This window comes from Ornithinimicrobium pulveris, from assembly GCF_050261105.1.
GTDB lineage: Bacteria > Actinomycetota > Actinomycetes > Actinomycetales > Dermatophilaceae > Ornithinicoccus.
On record NZ_CP189837.1, the window covers coordinates 1,100,579 to 1,114,705 of the forward strand.

Annotated in this window: 14 protein-coding genes and 2 pseudogenes; 13 read left to right on the forward strand and 3 right to left on the reverse strand. The window is 69.0% G+C overall.

The features are described 5' to 3' along the window. Nucleotides 1-10 precede the first annotated feature (10 nt). Nucleotides 11-352, reverse strand: a complete 342-nt coding sequence (locus ACQBAT_RS05065) for a PadR family transcriptional regulator (protein WP_420748062.1) — start codon at nucleotides 350-352, stop codon at nucleotides 11-13. A gap of 82 nt (nucleotides 353-434) precedes the next feature. After that, nucleotides 435-791, reverse strand: a complete 357-nt coding sequence (locus tag ACQBAT_RS05070; protein WP_420748063.1) for a TraR/DksA family transcriptional regulator — start codon at nucleotides 789-791, stop codon at nucleotides 435-437. 103 nt (nucleotides 792-894) lie between these two features. Between ACQBAT_RS05070 and ACQBAT_RS05075 the strand changes: the two genes are divergently transcribed. From ACQBAT_RS05075 to ACQBAT_RS05125, 11 genes and pseudogenes are all read left to right on the forward strand, one after another. Beyond that, nucleotides 895-1,590, forward strand: coding sequence for a hypothetical protein (locus ACQBAT_RS05075; protein ID WP_420748064.1), 696 nt, complete (start codon nucleotides 895-897; stop codon nucleotides 1,588-1,590). Beyond that, a complete protein-coding gene (locus tag ACQBAT_RS05080) occupies nucleotides 1,587-1,817 on the forward strand; it encodes a helix-turn-helix domain-containing protein (protein ID WP_420748065.1) in 231 nt (76 codons plus the stop codon). The genes ACQBAT_RS05075 and ACQBAT_RS05080 overlap by 4 nt, the downstream gene beginning before the upstream one ends. Nucleotides 1,818-1,917: 100 nt before the next feature. Beyond that, a complete protein-coding gene (locus ACQBAT_RS05085) occupies nucleotides 1,918-2,799 on the forward strand; it encodes a sigma-70 family RNA polymerase sigma factor (RefSeq protein ID WP_420748066.1) in 882 nt (293 codons plus the stop codon). Nucleotides 2,800-3,252: 453 nt separating this feature from the next. Further along, nucleotides 3,253-3,609, forward strand: a pseudogene (locus ACQBAT_RS05090) (hypothetical protein); the annotation flags it as partial. Nucleotides 3,610-3,727: 118 nt separating this feature from the next. Then, the gene (locus ACQBAT_RS05095; protein ID WP_420748078.1) at nucleotides 3,728-3,910 is read left to right on the forward strand and encodes a hypothetical protein; all 183 of its coding nucleotides are present in this window, start codon (nucleotides 3,728-3,730) and stop codon (nucleotides 3,908-3,910) included. A gap of 139 nt (nucleotides 3,911-4,049) precedes the next feature. Continuing rightward, nucleotides 4,050-4,550, forward strand: coding sequence for a hypothetical protein (locus ACQBAT_RS05100; protein ID WP_427197749.1), 501 nt, complete (start codon nucleotides 4,050-4,052; stop codon nucleotides 4,548-4,550). Continuing rightward, nucleotides 4,544-5,047, forward strand: a complete 504-nt coding sequence (locus ACQBAT_RS05105; RefSeq protein WP_427197750.1) for an RES family NAD+ phosphorylase — start codon at nucleotides 4,544-4,546, stop codon at nucleotides 5,045-5,047. The genes ACQBAT_RS05100 and ACQBAT_RS05105 overlap by 7 nt, the downstream gene beginning before the upstream one ends. A gap of 223 nt (nucleotides 5,048-5,270) precedes the next feature. Continuing rightward, on the forward strand, nucleotides 5,271-5,543 hold the full coding sequence (locus tag ACQBAT_RS05110) for a thermonuclease family protein (protein ID WP_427197751.1): 273 nt from the start codon (nucleotides 5,271-5,273) through the stop codon (nucleotides 5,541-5,543). Nucleotides 5,544-5,563: 20 nt separating this feature from the next. Next, nucleotides 5,564-6,565, forward strand: a complete 1,002-nt coding sequence (locus ACQBAT_RS05115; protein WP_427197776.1) for a hypothetical protein — start codon at nucleotides 5,564-5,566, stop codon at nucleotides 6,563-6,565. A gap of 273 nt (nucleotides 6,566-6,838) precedes the next feature. Beyond that, complete coding sequence (gene nrdR, locus ACQBAT_RS05120) at nucleotides 6,839-7,321, forward strand: transcriptional regulator NrdR (RefSeq protein WP_427197752.1); 483 nt, start codon at nucleotides 6,839-6,841, stop codon at nucleotides 7,319-7,321. Nucleotides 7,322-7,449: 128 nt separating this feature from the next. After that, nucleotides 7,450-10,350, forward strand: a pseudogene (locus ACQBAT_RS05125) (vitamin B12-dependent ribonucleotide reductase). An 83-nt stretch (nucleotides 10,351-10,433) separates the two neighbouring features. On the opposite strand, the gene ACQBAT_RS05130 reads toward ACQBAT_RS05125, so the two are convergent. Beyond that, complete coding sequence (locus ACQBAT_RS05130) at nucleotides 10,434-11,612, reverse strand: IS110 family transposase (RefSeq protein WP_427197753.1); 1,179 nt, start codon at nucleotides 11,610-11,612, stop codon at nucleotides 10,434-10,436. A gap of 618 nt (nucleotides 11,613-12,230) precedes the next feature. Between ACQBAT_RS05130 and ACQBAT_RS05135 the strand changes: the two genes are divergently transcribed. Then, nucleotides 12,231-12,746 (forward strand): LAGLIDADG family homing endonuclease, encoded by a 516-nt coding sequence (locus ACQBAT_RS05135; RefSeq protein ID WP_420748073.1) that lies wholly within the window; start codon nucleotides 12,231-12,233, stop codon nucleotides 12,744-12,746. A 174-nt stretch (nucleotides 12,747-12,920) separates the two neighbouring features. After that, nucleotides 12,921-14,102 carry an IS110 family transposase gene (locus ACQBAT_RS05140; protein WP_420748074.1) on the forward strand — a complete coding sequence of 394 codons (1,182 nt, stop codon included), beginning with the start codon at nucleotides 12,921-12,923 and terminating at the stop codon, nucleotides 14,100-14,102. Nucleotides 14,103-14,127 lie beyond the last annotated feature (25 nt).

The following is a 14,127-nucleotide window of genomic DNA, read 5'->3' on the forward strand; positions in this document are numbered from 1 at the left end:
GTGAGGGTGGTCATGACGTGGCCTTCCGGAGAAGTCGGTCGAGAGAGCTGCGGATGGACCGCCACTCGGCGGCCAGCGCGCCGAGCGCGCCTCGACCCTGGTCGGTGAGGGCGTAGAACTTGCGCGGGCGGGACTCCTCGGTGTTCCACTCGCTGGTGAGCAGCCCCTGCTTCTCCAGCCGCCGCAGCAGCGGGTAGAGCGTGTTGCCCTCCACCTCGACGCCGGCCGCAGCGAGCTCCTCCAGCAGTGCGTAGCCGTAGCGCGGCTCGTCCAGCAGCGCCAGCACCGCGACCACGGCCGTGCCGCGGCGCAGCTCCTGCGCGTGGATCGGCAGCGGATCCTCGGTGGTCATTCGTGAGACAATAGTGTGCGACACACACTATTGTCCAGCACGCGCACCCCGATCGCCCCTCTGGCCTGACCCGGGCCGTCGACTACCTCCTCCCCGTCCCACCCGCGTGCTGCACGCACGTCCGCGCCGTCGGTCGCGCCTCCAGCCGCCCGGTGGGGACCGGCTCCCCGCAGACCTCGCACACGCCATACCTCCCTTCTGCCACCCGCGCCAGCGCCGCCTCGACCTCGGCCAGGTGCTCCCTCGTCTGGTCGGTGACCGCCGCCAGCTGCGCCCGCTCGAAGGCGATCGTCTGCCCCTCCGGGTCGTGCTCGTCGTCGGCGTTCGAGTCGCGCGACGCCTCGAAGAAGCCCGCCATGTGCCGGGCCTGCTCCTCAAGCCGGCCCAGCAAGGCCTCGCGCTCCTGCCGGAGACGGGCTTCGGGAGAGATCTCGACCATGCCGCGACGCTAGCCGCAGCCTCCGACAGACCACCCTTGCGCGATCCCGCCCACGGGGTTATCGTTTCTCGATAATATCGACTCTCGATAACCAGGAGGGATCATGAGCACGATCATCGAGTGGGCGCTGAGGCTCTGGGCCGTGGTGCTCGTCGTCTGCGCCGCCGTGTGGGTGGCCGTCCGAGCCTTTGCGCTCTACTTCGTGCCATGGCAGCTCACGACCAGCGGTCCGCTGGACGGGCTGCTGAGCGGCCTGACCTTCGGCGCCTACTTCGACGACCGCGAGGTGTCGCGGCAGTTCCAGGAGCTCAGCGAGAGCCTGACCGACCTGGAGGCCTACAACGAGGCGGTGGCAGCGGGCGGCCCCGACGTCGCGCGCTGGGCCGACCTCAACGTCGGCTGGCACGTGCAGATCATGGATCTCACGTGGCTCCAGAACGTCACCTTCATCGCACTCCACGTCGTGCCGCTGCTCGCTCTGGCCTGGATCTGGTGGGCGCTGGCCGACATCGTCCGCGACAGCCGGCGCGGCAGCGTCTTCACCGAGGCCAACGCGCGCCGGCTCACCGCCGCCGGCCTCCTGGTCCTGGTCGGTGCGCCGCTCGTCGCGCTCGGCTCCTGGGCGCTGCACGGCTGGGCGCTCGCGGGCTCGACGCTCGCCGACCGGATGACGATGCCGACCTTCGGCCTCGCCGCCCTGCCCTGGGGGCTGATGGCCGCCGGCGCCGGCCTCATCGTGCTGGGCGTGGCCTGGCGCCGGGCCGTGCGGCTCGAGCACGAGGTGGAGGGACTCGTATGAGCCCCGCCGACATCGAGGAGGGCCACCGCATCCGGTGCCGGCTCGACGCGCTGCTCGACGAGCGGGGTATGACGCTCACCGAGCTGGCGCAGCAGGTCGGCGTGACCGTGGTCAACCTGTCCGTCCTCAAGAACGACCGCGCCCGGGCCATCCGGTTCAGCACCCTCACCGCCATCTGCGAGGTCCTCGACTGCCAGGTCGGCGACCTGCTGGTCGTGGAATCCTGAGAGAGTCGGCTCCTCGCCGCGGGGTGTCGGGTCACACCGGGCACCCCGCGGCCGTCAGCAGGATGAGGATCGACCCGGGCGAGGAAGGGAGAGCGCCGCCATGGACCTCGTGACCCACTTCGAGGCCGAGCGCCCGCGGCTCGAGCGCCTCGCGGCAGGGCTGCTCGGTGACCGGCACGAGGCGCAGGACGTCGTCCAGCTGGCGTGGCTGCGGCTGGACCGGACCGACGCCCAGATCGAGAGCCTGCCCGCGTGGCTGACCACCGTCACCACGCGCCTGTGCCTGGACCGGCTGCGCGCCCGCGTCCCCGAACCCGTCGACCTCGCGGCGATGCCCCACGAGCCCGCCGAGGCCGGCCACGACCCGGCCGAGGAGGTCGCGCTCGCGGACACGGTCGGCGTCGCGCTCCAGGTCGTCCTGGAGAAGCTGTCGCCGGCCGAGCGCGTGGCCTTCGTGCTGCACGACACCTTCGGCGTGGACTTCGGCACGGTCGCCCAGGTGCTCGACCTCTCGCCCGCAGCCGCCCGCAAGCAGGCCTCCCGCGCCCGCGCCAAGGTCAGGATGTTCGCCCCCGACGGGCCACCGGCCGACTGGGAGGTCGTGGACGCCTTCCTCGCGGCGGCCCGCGGCGGCGACTTCGCCCGGCTGCTCCACCTCCTCGCCCCCGACGTCGTCGTCACCGCCGACGCGGCGGCGATCGCCAGCGGCACGCCGGAGCGGCTCGAGGGCCGGGAGGCGGTGGCAGCGATGTTCGACGGCGCGGCCAGCGCCGCGCTCCCGACGCTGCTCGAGGGCCGCCCCGGGCTGGCGTGGTTCCACCAGGGCCGGGCGCGGGTCGCCTTCGACTTCCGCGTCGAGCGCGGCCGGGTCACCCGGATCACCTTCCGCGCCGCCCCCGACGTCCTGGCCCACCTCGTGCGCCGCCAGGGCCCCGACGCCCACCCGGCCACGCGCCGAGGCGCGGTCACGAACCCGACCTGAGCCACGTCATACCTCGAGAAGCACCCAACCCGAGAGGAACGATCATGAAGACGATGACCTGCAAGGACCTCGGCGGTCCCTGCGACCTCGCCCACAGCGGCGAGACCGCGGACGACGTCATCAAGGCCCAGGACGCCCATCTCAAGGAGGCCGTCGCCGCCGGCGACACCGCCCACCAGGAGGCGGCCGATGCGATGAAGGGGCGGTGGAAGAACCCGCTGAAGGGGATGGGCTGGTACAAAACACCAAGAAGGCCTTCGCCGCCCTGCCCGAGAGCTGAGACCCGGCCCGGCCAGGGCGTCCGCAGCCCGACCTGGGGGAGCGGCGGCTCGCCCTCACCTGCGGCGCGGTGGCCGGCGACTGGTTCGGCTACCGCTCCTACACGGCGCCGGCTCCGAGGGCGACGACCAGGTGGTCGTCGTCCAGGACGAGGCCTCCGGCCTCCTGCGGGGTATGACGATCGGCCGGGCCCTCGGGCCGCGTCGCGTCGGCGGGATCGGGGCGGTCGCGCTGGACGCGCTGGCCCCCGCCGATCCGACCGCCATCGGCCTGGTCGGCGCGGGCATGCAGGCCTGGCACCAGCTGTGGGCGCTCCCGCCCCGGCTGCGGGAGCTGCCGATCCGGGTCCACTCCCGCACCGCGAAGGCCCGCGAGGGCTTCGCCCGGCGCGCCCAGGAGGAGCTGGGCCTGCACGTCACACCCGTCCCGTCCGCCGTCGAGGCGGTCGACGCCGCGGGGGTCGTCGTGCTCGCCACCTCCTCGCCCGAGTTCGTGGTCGCTGCCGACGACATCATGGGGGGCGCGTGCGTGACGACGCTCGGGCCCAAGCAGGTCGGGCGCCACGAGTTCGACCCGGCCCTAACCGAGCGGCGCCGCGCTCCTCGTCAGCGACTCCCCGCAGCAGATCGGCGCGTACGACCCGCCCAACGTGCTCGCCGGGACACCCGCCGAGGCCGCGGTCGTGCACCTCGGCGCCGTGCTCACCGGCGAGCAGCCCGTCCCCGACGGCACGCGGGTCTTCCTCAGCGCCGGGCTGGCCGGGACGAAGACGTGGTTGCTGAACGCCGTGCTTCAGGCCAGTGGCGGTTACGACAGCGACGAACTGTCGTGACGTTGCTATTGTTTCCCCAGGAGGTGTCTCAGATGAGCACAGTCGAGGTCAGGCTTCCGGATGAACTCGCTGAGGTGGGCGGCGATCAGCGCGCTGCCGTGAGCGATCTGCTGTCCGCCGCGGCGCGCACCCCCGCGGCATGGAGGCCGCCAGCACCCTGCTGAGGAGCGTTGCCGCCAGGCGGGAGGTCGTCCGTCACGTCACCGACGCGGTCGCCAACCAGCCGGTGCCCGTCGGTCCGGCCACCGCTGCCCAGATCGCCCTGGTCGATCAGCGCTGGCGTGAGATCGAGGAGCGCTACGGCGTGCTGGATGCCGCCGGGTATGCCGAGCTCGTCGGGGCGTCACCGACCTCCCGGTCGGTGGCGAGCAAGGCCCGCACCAAGGGATTGGTCGGCTACCGGCGCGGCCGGCGCGTGCTCTACCCCGCCTTCCAGCTAGACGCCCGTGGACTTCGTGCCGGCTGGCTCGAGGTGGTGGCCCCGCTGCGCGCTGCGGGCTGGGCCGACGAGGACATCGTGCTGTGGCTCGCCGCCCCGCACGGTGCACTGGGGCGACGCAGCCCCGTCGAGGCGCTGGACACGGGGGAGCGGGACGCAGTCCTGGCCCTCGTGAGGGCCGAGGGCGACGGGGTGTGGTGACCAGAGCGGTCCCGGCACCACCGGACCCCTTCGACCCGCTCTGGCAGGTGCTGCCTGCGGGCACCCTCCTCTACCGGGTCCACGAGCCGACCTTGCCCGACGGGTCGGCCAACGACGGCACGGCCTTCAACCCCGGCGTCGGTATGCCGATGCGCTGGTCGTTCTTCGGCGACCCCGTCGTGCCGGTGCACTACTCGGCCGCGTCGCCGGAGGCAGCCGTGCACGAGTCGATCCTCCACGACGCCATCCCAGGCGCCCATGTGTCGCAGGCGACGTGGGTGCGCAAGGTGCTGACCGTCCTGGCCACGACCCGGGATCTCCGGCTCGCGCAGCTGCACTCCGACGGGCTGCGACGACTGGGCCTGCGGGCACGGGATCTCACCGACACCGATGCCGACCACTACGCCGGGACGGTCGAGTGGGCCGAGGCGGCGCACGCCGCCGGGGCAGACGGGGTGGTCTGGATGTCTCGTCAGCTCAACAGCGTCCAGGCGTAACTGCCTGTTCGGCGATCGAGTCGGCGAGGGCGCGCTCGTGGACCAGCCCGACCATCCCGACGCACGGGTCTTCGCGACGCCTGCCGACAGCGAGTGGCTGTTCGCTGTGGCCGCTAGAATGAGGGTGACGTTGCGGCCGTTCACCTGAGGGGCCCTGGAACTTCACCCCCTGCTGACGTGCGAAGATGCCTCAGTCGTCGTCGGTACACAGATGTGGATAGAGATGCCCTCCGTCAAGTCGGTCCTGGTCATCACGCTCACCAGTGCAGTTGTCGTCGTGGGAGGAGGGGTCGCCGCTGCCAAGATGGGTCCAAGCGGGGTGGCCCGGGCCACTGTGGTGAAGGTGGTGGATGGGGATACGATCGATGTTGCGTACGGCGGCGACACGCACCGGGTCCGGCTTCTCAACGTCGACGCTCCGGAAACCAAGCATCCCGGCAAGGCCGTGGAGTGCCTCGGTCGGGAGGCGACGAGGTTCCTTGAGGAGCGCTGCTGAGTCCTGGCGTTCGCGTCCGTCTGGAGTTCGATACGGAACTCACGGACCGCTATTCGCGGACCCTCGCAGGTGTCTTCGACGGCGACGTCCTCATCAATGCGGAGATCGCTCGCGCCGGTCTGGGGGTGCCTGTCGTCTTCGAACCCAACAGGAAATTCTACCCACCGGTCTTAGCTGCGTACGAAGAGGCCAAGGCGGCCGAGAAAGGGATGTTTAATCCTGAACGTGAGTGCACGTTCGCGTCCCGGATCGACCGGTACGAACAGGAAGTCGACGCCGTCGAGCGCAGCTTTCTGGTCCGTTCGCCCGAGCCGGTCAAGGCGGAGGCCGAGGAGGCGGTAGCTGCAGGTGCAGCTCTGCTCGGCCTGCTGGCCCTAGGGGAGCCGGGCACGTTGGAGACGGCCGGTCTCACCGGGGCTGAACTTGAATCTCTGCGTCGTATGGTGCGTGAGCTCCAATGGCGGGCCGCGCGCGTCGTTGACGCTGCCGATCAGGAGGTCCAGCGCAAGCGGCAGAGGCGGCGGCCCGACAGGCTCAACTTGAGGCTGAAGAGAGGAAACAGCGGGAGGCTCAGGAGAAGGCCCAGCGGGAGGCCGAAGAGCGCGCCGCAGCCGAGGCCACGGCGCAACTGCGGGCTGCAGAGCAAGCCGAGTACGAGCGTCTCGCCGCTGCCCAGGCCGAGGCAGAACGCCGGGCCGGGGAGCTGCGACAGCAGAACCAGCCGCCTCCCGCGCCGCAGCCATCACCGATGCCGCCTCCCGCGCCGCAGCCATCACCGATGCCGCAGCCGCAGCCGCAGCCATCACCGATGCCGCAGCCCGTGCCCGTACAACCTGGTGCGGGGTACACCGGATGTCGTGCCTACGTGGGGGCCCTTACGTAGACGATCATGGGCGGCGCTACACCCCGATCGACTGCCAGACGAGGCTCCCCATAGTGCCCTGAGGCGGTCCGACCGCGACCTTGGCCGGGTAACCTTGCGCCCCCCACCGACACGCCCACCACGCACGACACGCCGGTGACTTCTCGACCGCGTTCCGCGCCGTTGCGGGCTCTGTGGAGGACGGGAGCAAACTGACCCCCTCAGGGTGTTGCATCTAGTAGGACCCTCGCCTACGATCCCTATATCTAGTAGTTACAGAGATGTGGTTCGTCCACATCTTGTGCACAGCTAGAGGACGGCTTCCCACACGTCGTCCACAACATGTCCCCAGCACCACCCACAGAGCGCCTCACCAGGAGGCGTTCGCGCCGCGCTGTCCGCAACTGCGCCGATGTCGTCGAGGAGGCGAGAGATGCACTGCCCGTTCTGTCGGCATACAGACTCCCGCGTCGTTGACAGCCGCGTGCAGGAGGAGGGGACCGTCATCCGCCGTCGTCGCCAGTGCCCCGAGTGCGGGCGCCGGTTCGGCACGGTGGAGACGGCCACCTTGTCGGTCATCAAGCGCTCAGGCGCGACCGAGCCGTTCAGCCGCGACAAGGTGATCTCCGGTGCGCGTAAGGCCTGCCAGGGCCGCCGCCCGGTCACCGACGACCAGCTTCAGCTGCTCGCGCAGCAGGTGGAGGAGTCCATCCGGGGCCTCGGTCAGGCCGAGGTCGACGCCCACGAGGTGGGGCTCGCCATCCTGGAGCCGCTGCGCACCCTGGATGAGGTGGCCTACCTGAGGTTCGCCTCCGTCTACCAGGCCTTCGAGTCGCTCGACGACTTCGAGGCCGCCATCACCCTCTTGCGCACCGAGCGCGACCAGCAGGTGTCCTCACCTGCGGGTATGCCGTAACCCACCCCTGCAGAGCCGGGTATGTCAGACCTCGGTGCTGCACTGCATACAAGAGCACAAGCACGACCCACCCTGCACCACCCCGAGCACGTATGACCGACCAGCACGACCGACCAAGGAGAGCAGTCATGACCGAGACGACCGGGGCCAAGCCGCGCACCCGCCGCAGCGGCAAGGGCCTGAAGATCGAGCGCATCTTCACCACCCCCCTGCGTCCACCCCTACGACCAGATCACCTGGGAGAAGCGGGACGTCGTCCAGACCAACTGGAAGTCGGGCGAGACCATCTTCGAGCAGCGCGGGGTCGAGTTCCCCGACTTCTGGTCGGCGAACGCGTCCACGATCGTGACCACGAAGTACTTCCGCGGTGCGGTCGGCACCCCGGAGCGTGAGCAGGGTCTGAAGCAGCTGGTCGACCGCGTCGTGCTGACCTACACCCAGGCGGGTCGGGACCACGGCTACTTCGCGAGCGACGAGGACGCTGAGATCTTCGAGCACGAACTCACCTACTTGCTCGTGCACCAGATCTTCTCCTTCAACTCCCCGGTCTGGTTCAACGTCGGCACCAAGAGCCCGCAGCAGGTCAGCGCCTGCTTCATCCTGTCGGTCGATCGACTCGATGGACTCGATCCTGAACTGGTACAAGGAAGAGGGCTTCATCTTCAAGGGCGGCTCCGGCGCCGGCCTGAACCTCTCCCGCATCCGCTCCTCCAAGGAGCTGCTGTCCTCCGGTGGCACCGCCTCCGGTCCGGTCTCCTTCATGCGTGGTGCCGACGCCTCCGCCGGCACCATCAAGTCCGGTGGCGCGACCCGTCGTGCGGCCAAGATGGTCGTGCTCGACGTGGACCACCCGGACATCGAGGAGTTCATCGCCACCAAGGCGCGCGAGGAGGACAAGATCCGCGCGCTGCGGGACGCCGGCTTCGACATGGACCTGGGCGGTGCCGACATCGTCTCGGTGCAGTACCAGAACGCCAACAACTCGGTCCGCGTCTCCGACGAGTTCATGCGTGCGGTCGAGGAGGGCGGCGAGTTCGGTCTGACCTCCCGCAAGGACGGCTCGGTCATCGAGACCGTCGACGCCCGCAACCTGTTCGACCAGATGGCCAAGGCCGCCTGGGAGTGCGCTGACCCGGGTATCCAGTACGACGGCACGATCAACGACTGGCACACCAACCCGGAAACGGGACGTATAACTGCATCTAATCCTTGTAGTGAGTACATGTCATTGGACAACAGCTCCTGCAACCTGGCCTCGATCAACCTGCTGAAGTTCCTCAAGGAGGACGACAGCTTCGATGTCGCCACCTTTGAGAAGGTCACCGAGCTGATCTTCACAGCGATGGACATCTCGATCTGCTTCGCCGACTTCCCGACCGAGGCGATCGGCGAGACCACGCGTGACTACCGCCAGCTGGGCATCGGCTACGCCAACCTCGGCGCCCTGCTGATGGCAACCGGCCATGGCTACGACTCCGAGGGCGGACGTGCGCTCGCGGCCACGATCACCTCGCTGATGACCGGCGCTGCCTACAAGCGCTCCGCCGAGCTCGCTTCCGTGGTTGGGCCGTACAACGGCTACGCACGCAACGCCGACGCCCACAAGCGCGTCATGCGCAAGCACCAGGCCGCCAACGACGAGATCCGGACCCTGCACACCATGGACTCCGAGATCCACAAGGCTGCGACCAAGGCGTGGGACGCCGTCGTCAAGACCGGTGAGAAGAACGGCTTCCGCAACGCGCAGGCCAGCCTCCTCGCCCCGACCGGCACCATCGGCTTCATGATGGACTGCGACACCACCGGCATCGAGCCGGACTTCTCGCTGGTCAAGTTCAAGAAGCTGGTCGGCGGTGGCTCGATGCAGATCGTCAACCAGACGATCCCGCGGGCGCTCAACAAGCTGGGCTACGCGGATGAGACCGTCGAGGCGATCGTCGAGTACATCGCGGAGAACGGCCACGTCATCGACGCACCCGGCCTGAAGACCGAGCACTACGAGATCTTCGACACTGCGATGGGCGCCCGGGCGATCAAGCCGATGGGCCACGTGCGGATGATGGCTGCGGTTCAGCCGTTCTTGTCCGGCGCGATCTCCAAGACCGTCAACCTGCCCGAGTCGGCCACTGTCGAGGAGATCGGCGAGGTCTACATGCAGGGCTGGAAGCTCGGCCTGAAGGCGCTCGCGGTGTACCGCGACGCGTGCAAAGTCGGTCAGCCTCTGTCGGACGGCAAGCAGGACAAGGACGCCAAGCAGGAGGAGAACGAGGCGGAGCCGACCGTCGAGAAGGTCATCGAGTACCGCCCCGTTCGCAAGCGCCTCCCCAAGCGCCGCACCTCCCAGACCACCAGCTTTGCTGTGGGCGGCGCCGAGGGCTACCTCACCGCCGGCACCTACGACAGCGGTGATCTGGGCGAGATCTTCCTGAAGTTCGGCAAGCAGGGCTCGACCCTGGCCGGCGTCATGGATGCCTTCTCGATCGCGGTGTCGATCGGTCTGCAGTACGGCGTTCCGCTGGAGACCTTCGTCGAGAAGTTCACCAACCTGCGCTTCGAGCCGGCTGGCCTCACGGACGACCCGGACGTGCGCATGGCGCAGTCGATCATGGACTACGTCTTCCGCCGCCTGGCGCTGGACTACATGGACTTCGAGTCCCGGTCCTTCATGGGCATCCACACCGCGGAGGAGCGTGCCCGTCAGCTCGAGACCGGCTCATACGCCCCGGTGACCCCCGAGCAACTCCTCCGAGGAGGACTACGAGGACGAGCTGTCCAACCTCTCCCAGTCCGTGGCGACATCCCCGGCCAAGAAGACGGAGAAGGTCGAGAAGGAGGCCGACAAGTCCGGCGCCGGTGCCGCCGACGCCCGCAAGGCTGACGCCGGAGTCCACTCCTCGGCCGAGTTGCTCGAGCAGTTCAGCGGCAAGGTCAACGACGCCCCGATCTGCATGACCTGCGGCACCAAGATGCGCCCCGCCGGCTCGTGCTACGTGTGCGAGGGCTGTGGGAGCACTAGCGGCTGCAGCTGACCGCGTCCGATGCGAGGGGCCGCCGAGTTCGACTCGGCGGCCCCTCCGTCGTGTGTCCCCGGGTTTGATGCTCCTATGGGGTGTCAAGCGGCTGTGAGCCATTGGCGGTAGCGGTCGGCGAAGTCGTCGTCGCGGCGTCTGCCGAGCTCGAGTTCACCGACTCTGGCTGGCCAGACGCCCATCGCGGAAGCGGCGTTGGTAAGGGTGATGTTCTTGGCCCGGCGTGAGGGTCGGAGGTCTGAGTAGTCGGGCACGGGGCAGTGGCCGGTGAGGGCCTGGAAGATCTCGCGGGCGACAGCTCGCTTGAGCGCCCGGTACACCGCCGGCAGAGTCCAGCCCTTCTCGAGGTGCTTGTCGCGATAGGCGCGGGTGGTCGGGTCGTGAGTCATGCGGTTCTTCACGACGCGGTGCAGGGCGGCGTTGGCCTGTCTGTCCCCGCCGCGGGAGAGCCGGTGACGATCGGTGCGTCCGGAGCTGACGGGGATGGGCGAGGTCCCGCACAGCGCCGCGAAGGAGGCGGAGCTGCGCAGCCGGTCGGGGTTGTCCCCGGCGGTCAGGAGCAGCTGGGTCCCGGTGACCGGTCCCACGCCCTTAATGGCCATCAGGCCGGGGTTGGCCCGGGTGGCACGGGCCAGCATCCGCTCCTCGATGTCCTGGATCTCGGTGGCCAGGTCACGGTGGCGACGGGCCAGTGCACGGAGCGCGTGCAGCAGGTCCGCCTCGTCAGGGTCGGCGCACCGGCCCGGTCGCAGCCCGGCCAAGGTGCTCAGCAGCTTGGCGTCAGGCAGGTCCCGGTACCGGTCACGGACGGCAGCGGGGGCGTTGACGAGCACGCAGCCGATCTGCCGCCAGGCGGCCTGCTGGGCCTTGAGAGCCGATCGTCGGGTGATGTTCAGGGCACGCAGGGGTTCGATGCTGGCGGACTTGGGGTCGGTGCTGGCCTCGCCGGACAGCACGGACCGGGCGGCCCGGTAGGCGTCCAGGGCATCGGTCTTGCCCTGCTTGCGGCGCTCGGCCGGGCGGGTCCGGTTGACCTCCACAACCCGCACTCCGGCGGTCGTCAGCTCGGTGGCGATCCCGCGTCCGTAGCTGCTGGTTCCCTCCACCCCGACCGCGGTCAGTGGCCCGTGGCCGATCAGCCAGGCGACTGCGCGGCGGTACCCGGACTGGGTGGTCGGGAACTGTCTGTCGTCGTCGTGCGTGCTGGCCGATGTCGGTGATAACGGCCACGTGGATTGTGTCCTTGTGCGAGTCGATACCACCGACTCGTCCTGGTGCGTCAGTCATGATGGGACCGGCCCTTTCTGATCCGAGGGGTCGGCACCGGCCGGGTCGGTCAGACAGGACATGCACCGGGCCCGCGTCACCGGGCCAGGCTCGTATTAGGTCATGCCCGACCGGCCGGTGCTCCGTGTCACACGGTGAGGGCCGGACTGATCAGACCATCGGTAGCCCAGCAGGGCACCAGTCAGAGGGTGGGTCACGACCCTCACCGCGCTGCTACAAGCATGCATGTCAGTGGTGTGGCGTCCACTGGTCATCACAAAGATGGCCATCGGGGGAGGGCACGATGCCAGGGTTCGCAGGGGATCAGTTGGTGGCAACCAGTCGTGGTTTGGTCCCGATCGGGACCTGCCCGGTGCAAAGCGGCTTGAGGGTCAGGAGATCCTCGAGCTCCGCTTCAGCGATGGCGGCGTGCTCCGGTGCGCGGCGGACCAGGTCCTGCTCTGTCCAGAGGACCGTTTCGTCATGGCGTGTGAGCTCCGGGCGGGTGACCAGGTCGTGAGGAGCGCCCGCTACGTCCCCCGCGCGGATGCAGCACCGTTACTGCCGGACAGCGCTGTCAACGCGGCACGTGGCTCGACGATGGACCTCCCGAGATGTGGGACGAGGAACTTGCCTACTACCTGGGCTGGCTCGTCGGCGACGGCAGCTTCAGCGAGCGGGGAGCAGTCACCATCTACGGGTCTGAGCGCGAAATGGAGGAACTGTTGCCCCTCCATCGGACGTTGCTGGCCGGATGGGCTGGCTTCGTGCCCAAGCCCAGCATCCAGGCCAACGGCACCCGTCAGCTGAGGCTCATGCGTCGATCGTTCGTGGACTACCTGGAGGGCCTCGGGGTCGCGAAAGCCAAGGCCGCTGACAAGGTGGCGCCGCAGGCAGTCCTCCAGGCGCCCGAGCAGTGCCTGACGGCTTTCCTGCGAGGTCTCTTCGATGCCGACGGCTGCGTCGTCAACGATCTCCGGAAAGGCACCCGGTATGTCGGGCTCGGCAGCAAGTCCCCGGACCTCCTGCGCACGGTGCCGTCGCTGCTTCTGTCACTCGGCAGAACCGCCCTCGTCGCGGCTACGTGTTTCATTGACGTCAGGATCGGGCCCGGCCAGGCTCGGTCCTAGGTGACCGGGATGGTCGTTCTCTTTGCGGCTGCCCACGCTCTTGGCGTGAGGCTCACAATTGGCGTGCGTCGTCCCGGTCACCGCCAGGGCTGCGAGAGGCTCAAGAGGGGTATGCCCAGCCGTACGTAGCGGTGCCCTCCCAGCTCGACATCTGTCGCGAGCAAGGAGGAGAGCATGGACGAGAAGGTTCCGCGGGTCGTGATCGGGATGGACCCGCACAAGCGCAGCGTGACGATCGAGGTCATGACCGCTGACGAGTCCGTCGTCGGCGGTGGCCGCTTTGGCACGGACGCCGAAGGGTACACCCGGCTGCTGGCCTACGCCCGTCAGTGGCCTGAGCGGGTGTGGGCGGTCGAGGGCTGCGCCGGTATCGGCAAGCACGTCGCCGACCGTCTGGTGGCCGATGGTGAGGACGTGGTCGACGTGCCGGCGAAGATGTCGGCGCGGGTGCGGATCTTCGCCACCGGGCAGGGCCGCAAGACCGACGCGACCGACGCCCACTCCATCGCCCTGGTCGGGGTGCGGATGTCCGGCCTGCGCCCGGTCATCAACGACGAGCAGCTCGAGGTGTTGCGGATGTGCGTGGACCGGCGCCGCTCCCTGGGCGAGGAGCACACCCGCAAGATATGCCAGCTGCACAAGCTCCTGCTCGAGCTCATCCCCGGCGGAGCCAAGACGTTCCTGTCCGCGGCCCAGGCCAAGGAGCTGCTCAAGAAGGTCCGCCCCACCACACCGGCCGGCAAGGTCCGCAAGGCCCACGCCCTGGAACTGACAGCTGACCTGGCCACGATCTACGCGCGGACCAAGGCCGCAGACAAGGAACTTAAAGCCCTCGTCGCCGAGACCGGCTCCTCGCTGATGGACCTGCACGGCATCGGACCCTCCGGCGCCGCACGCCTGCTGGTCGAGGTCGGGGACATCACCCGCTTCCCCGACCGCAACCACTTCGCGTCCTGGACCGGCACCGCGCCCATCGACGCCTCCTCCGGCGAGCACGTCCGCCACCGACTCTCCCGGGGTGGGAACCGGCAGATCAACCGGGTGCTGCACGTCATGGCCATCGTCCAGCTGCGCACGAGAACCACCGAGGGCCGCGCCTACTACGACCGGAAGAAAGCCGCGGGGAAGACGTCGATGGAAGCGCTGCGGTGCCTCAAACGGCGCCTGTCCGACCTGGTCTACAAGGCGATGCTCGACGACCTCGCTGGGCACACGACGACGGGCCCGGGAGGGCAAAGGGGTGACGACTCTGACTCCAGCGCGACCGGCTCACAACCCGCTGCCGGCTCTTCGGACAAGCCACTTCCCGGACCCGCCACCACAAAGCCTAGAACGACCCTGCCAGCGGCGTCTTGACACAGAGGGGTGCCAGTTGCGCGTA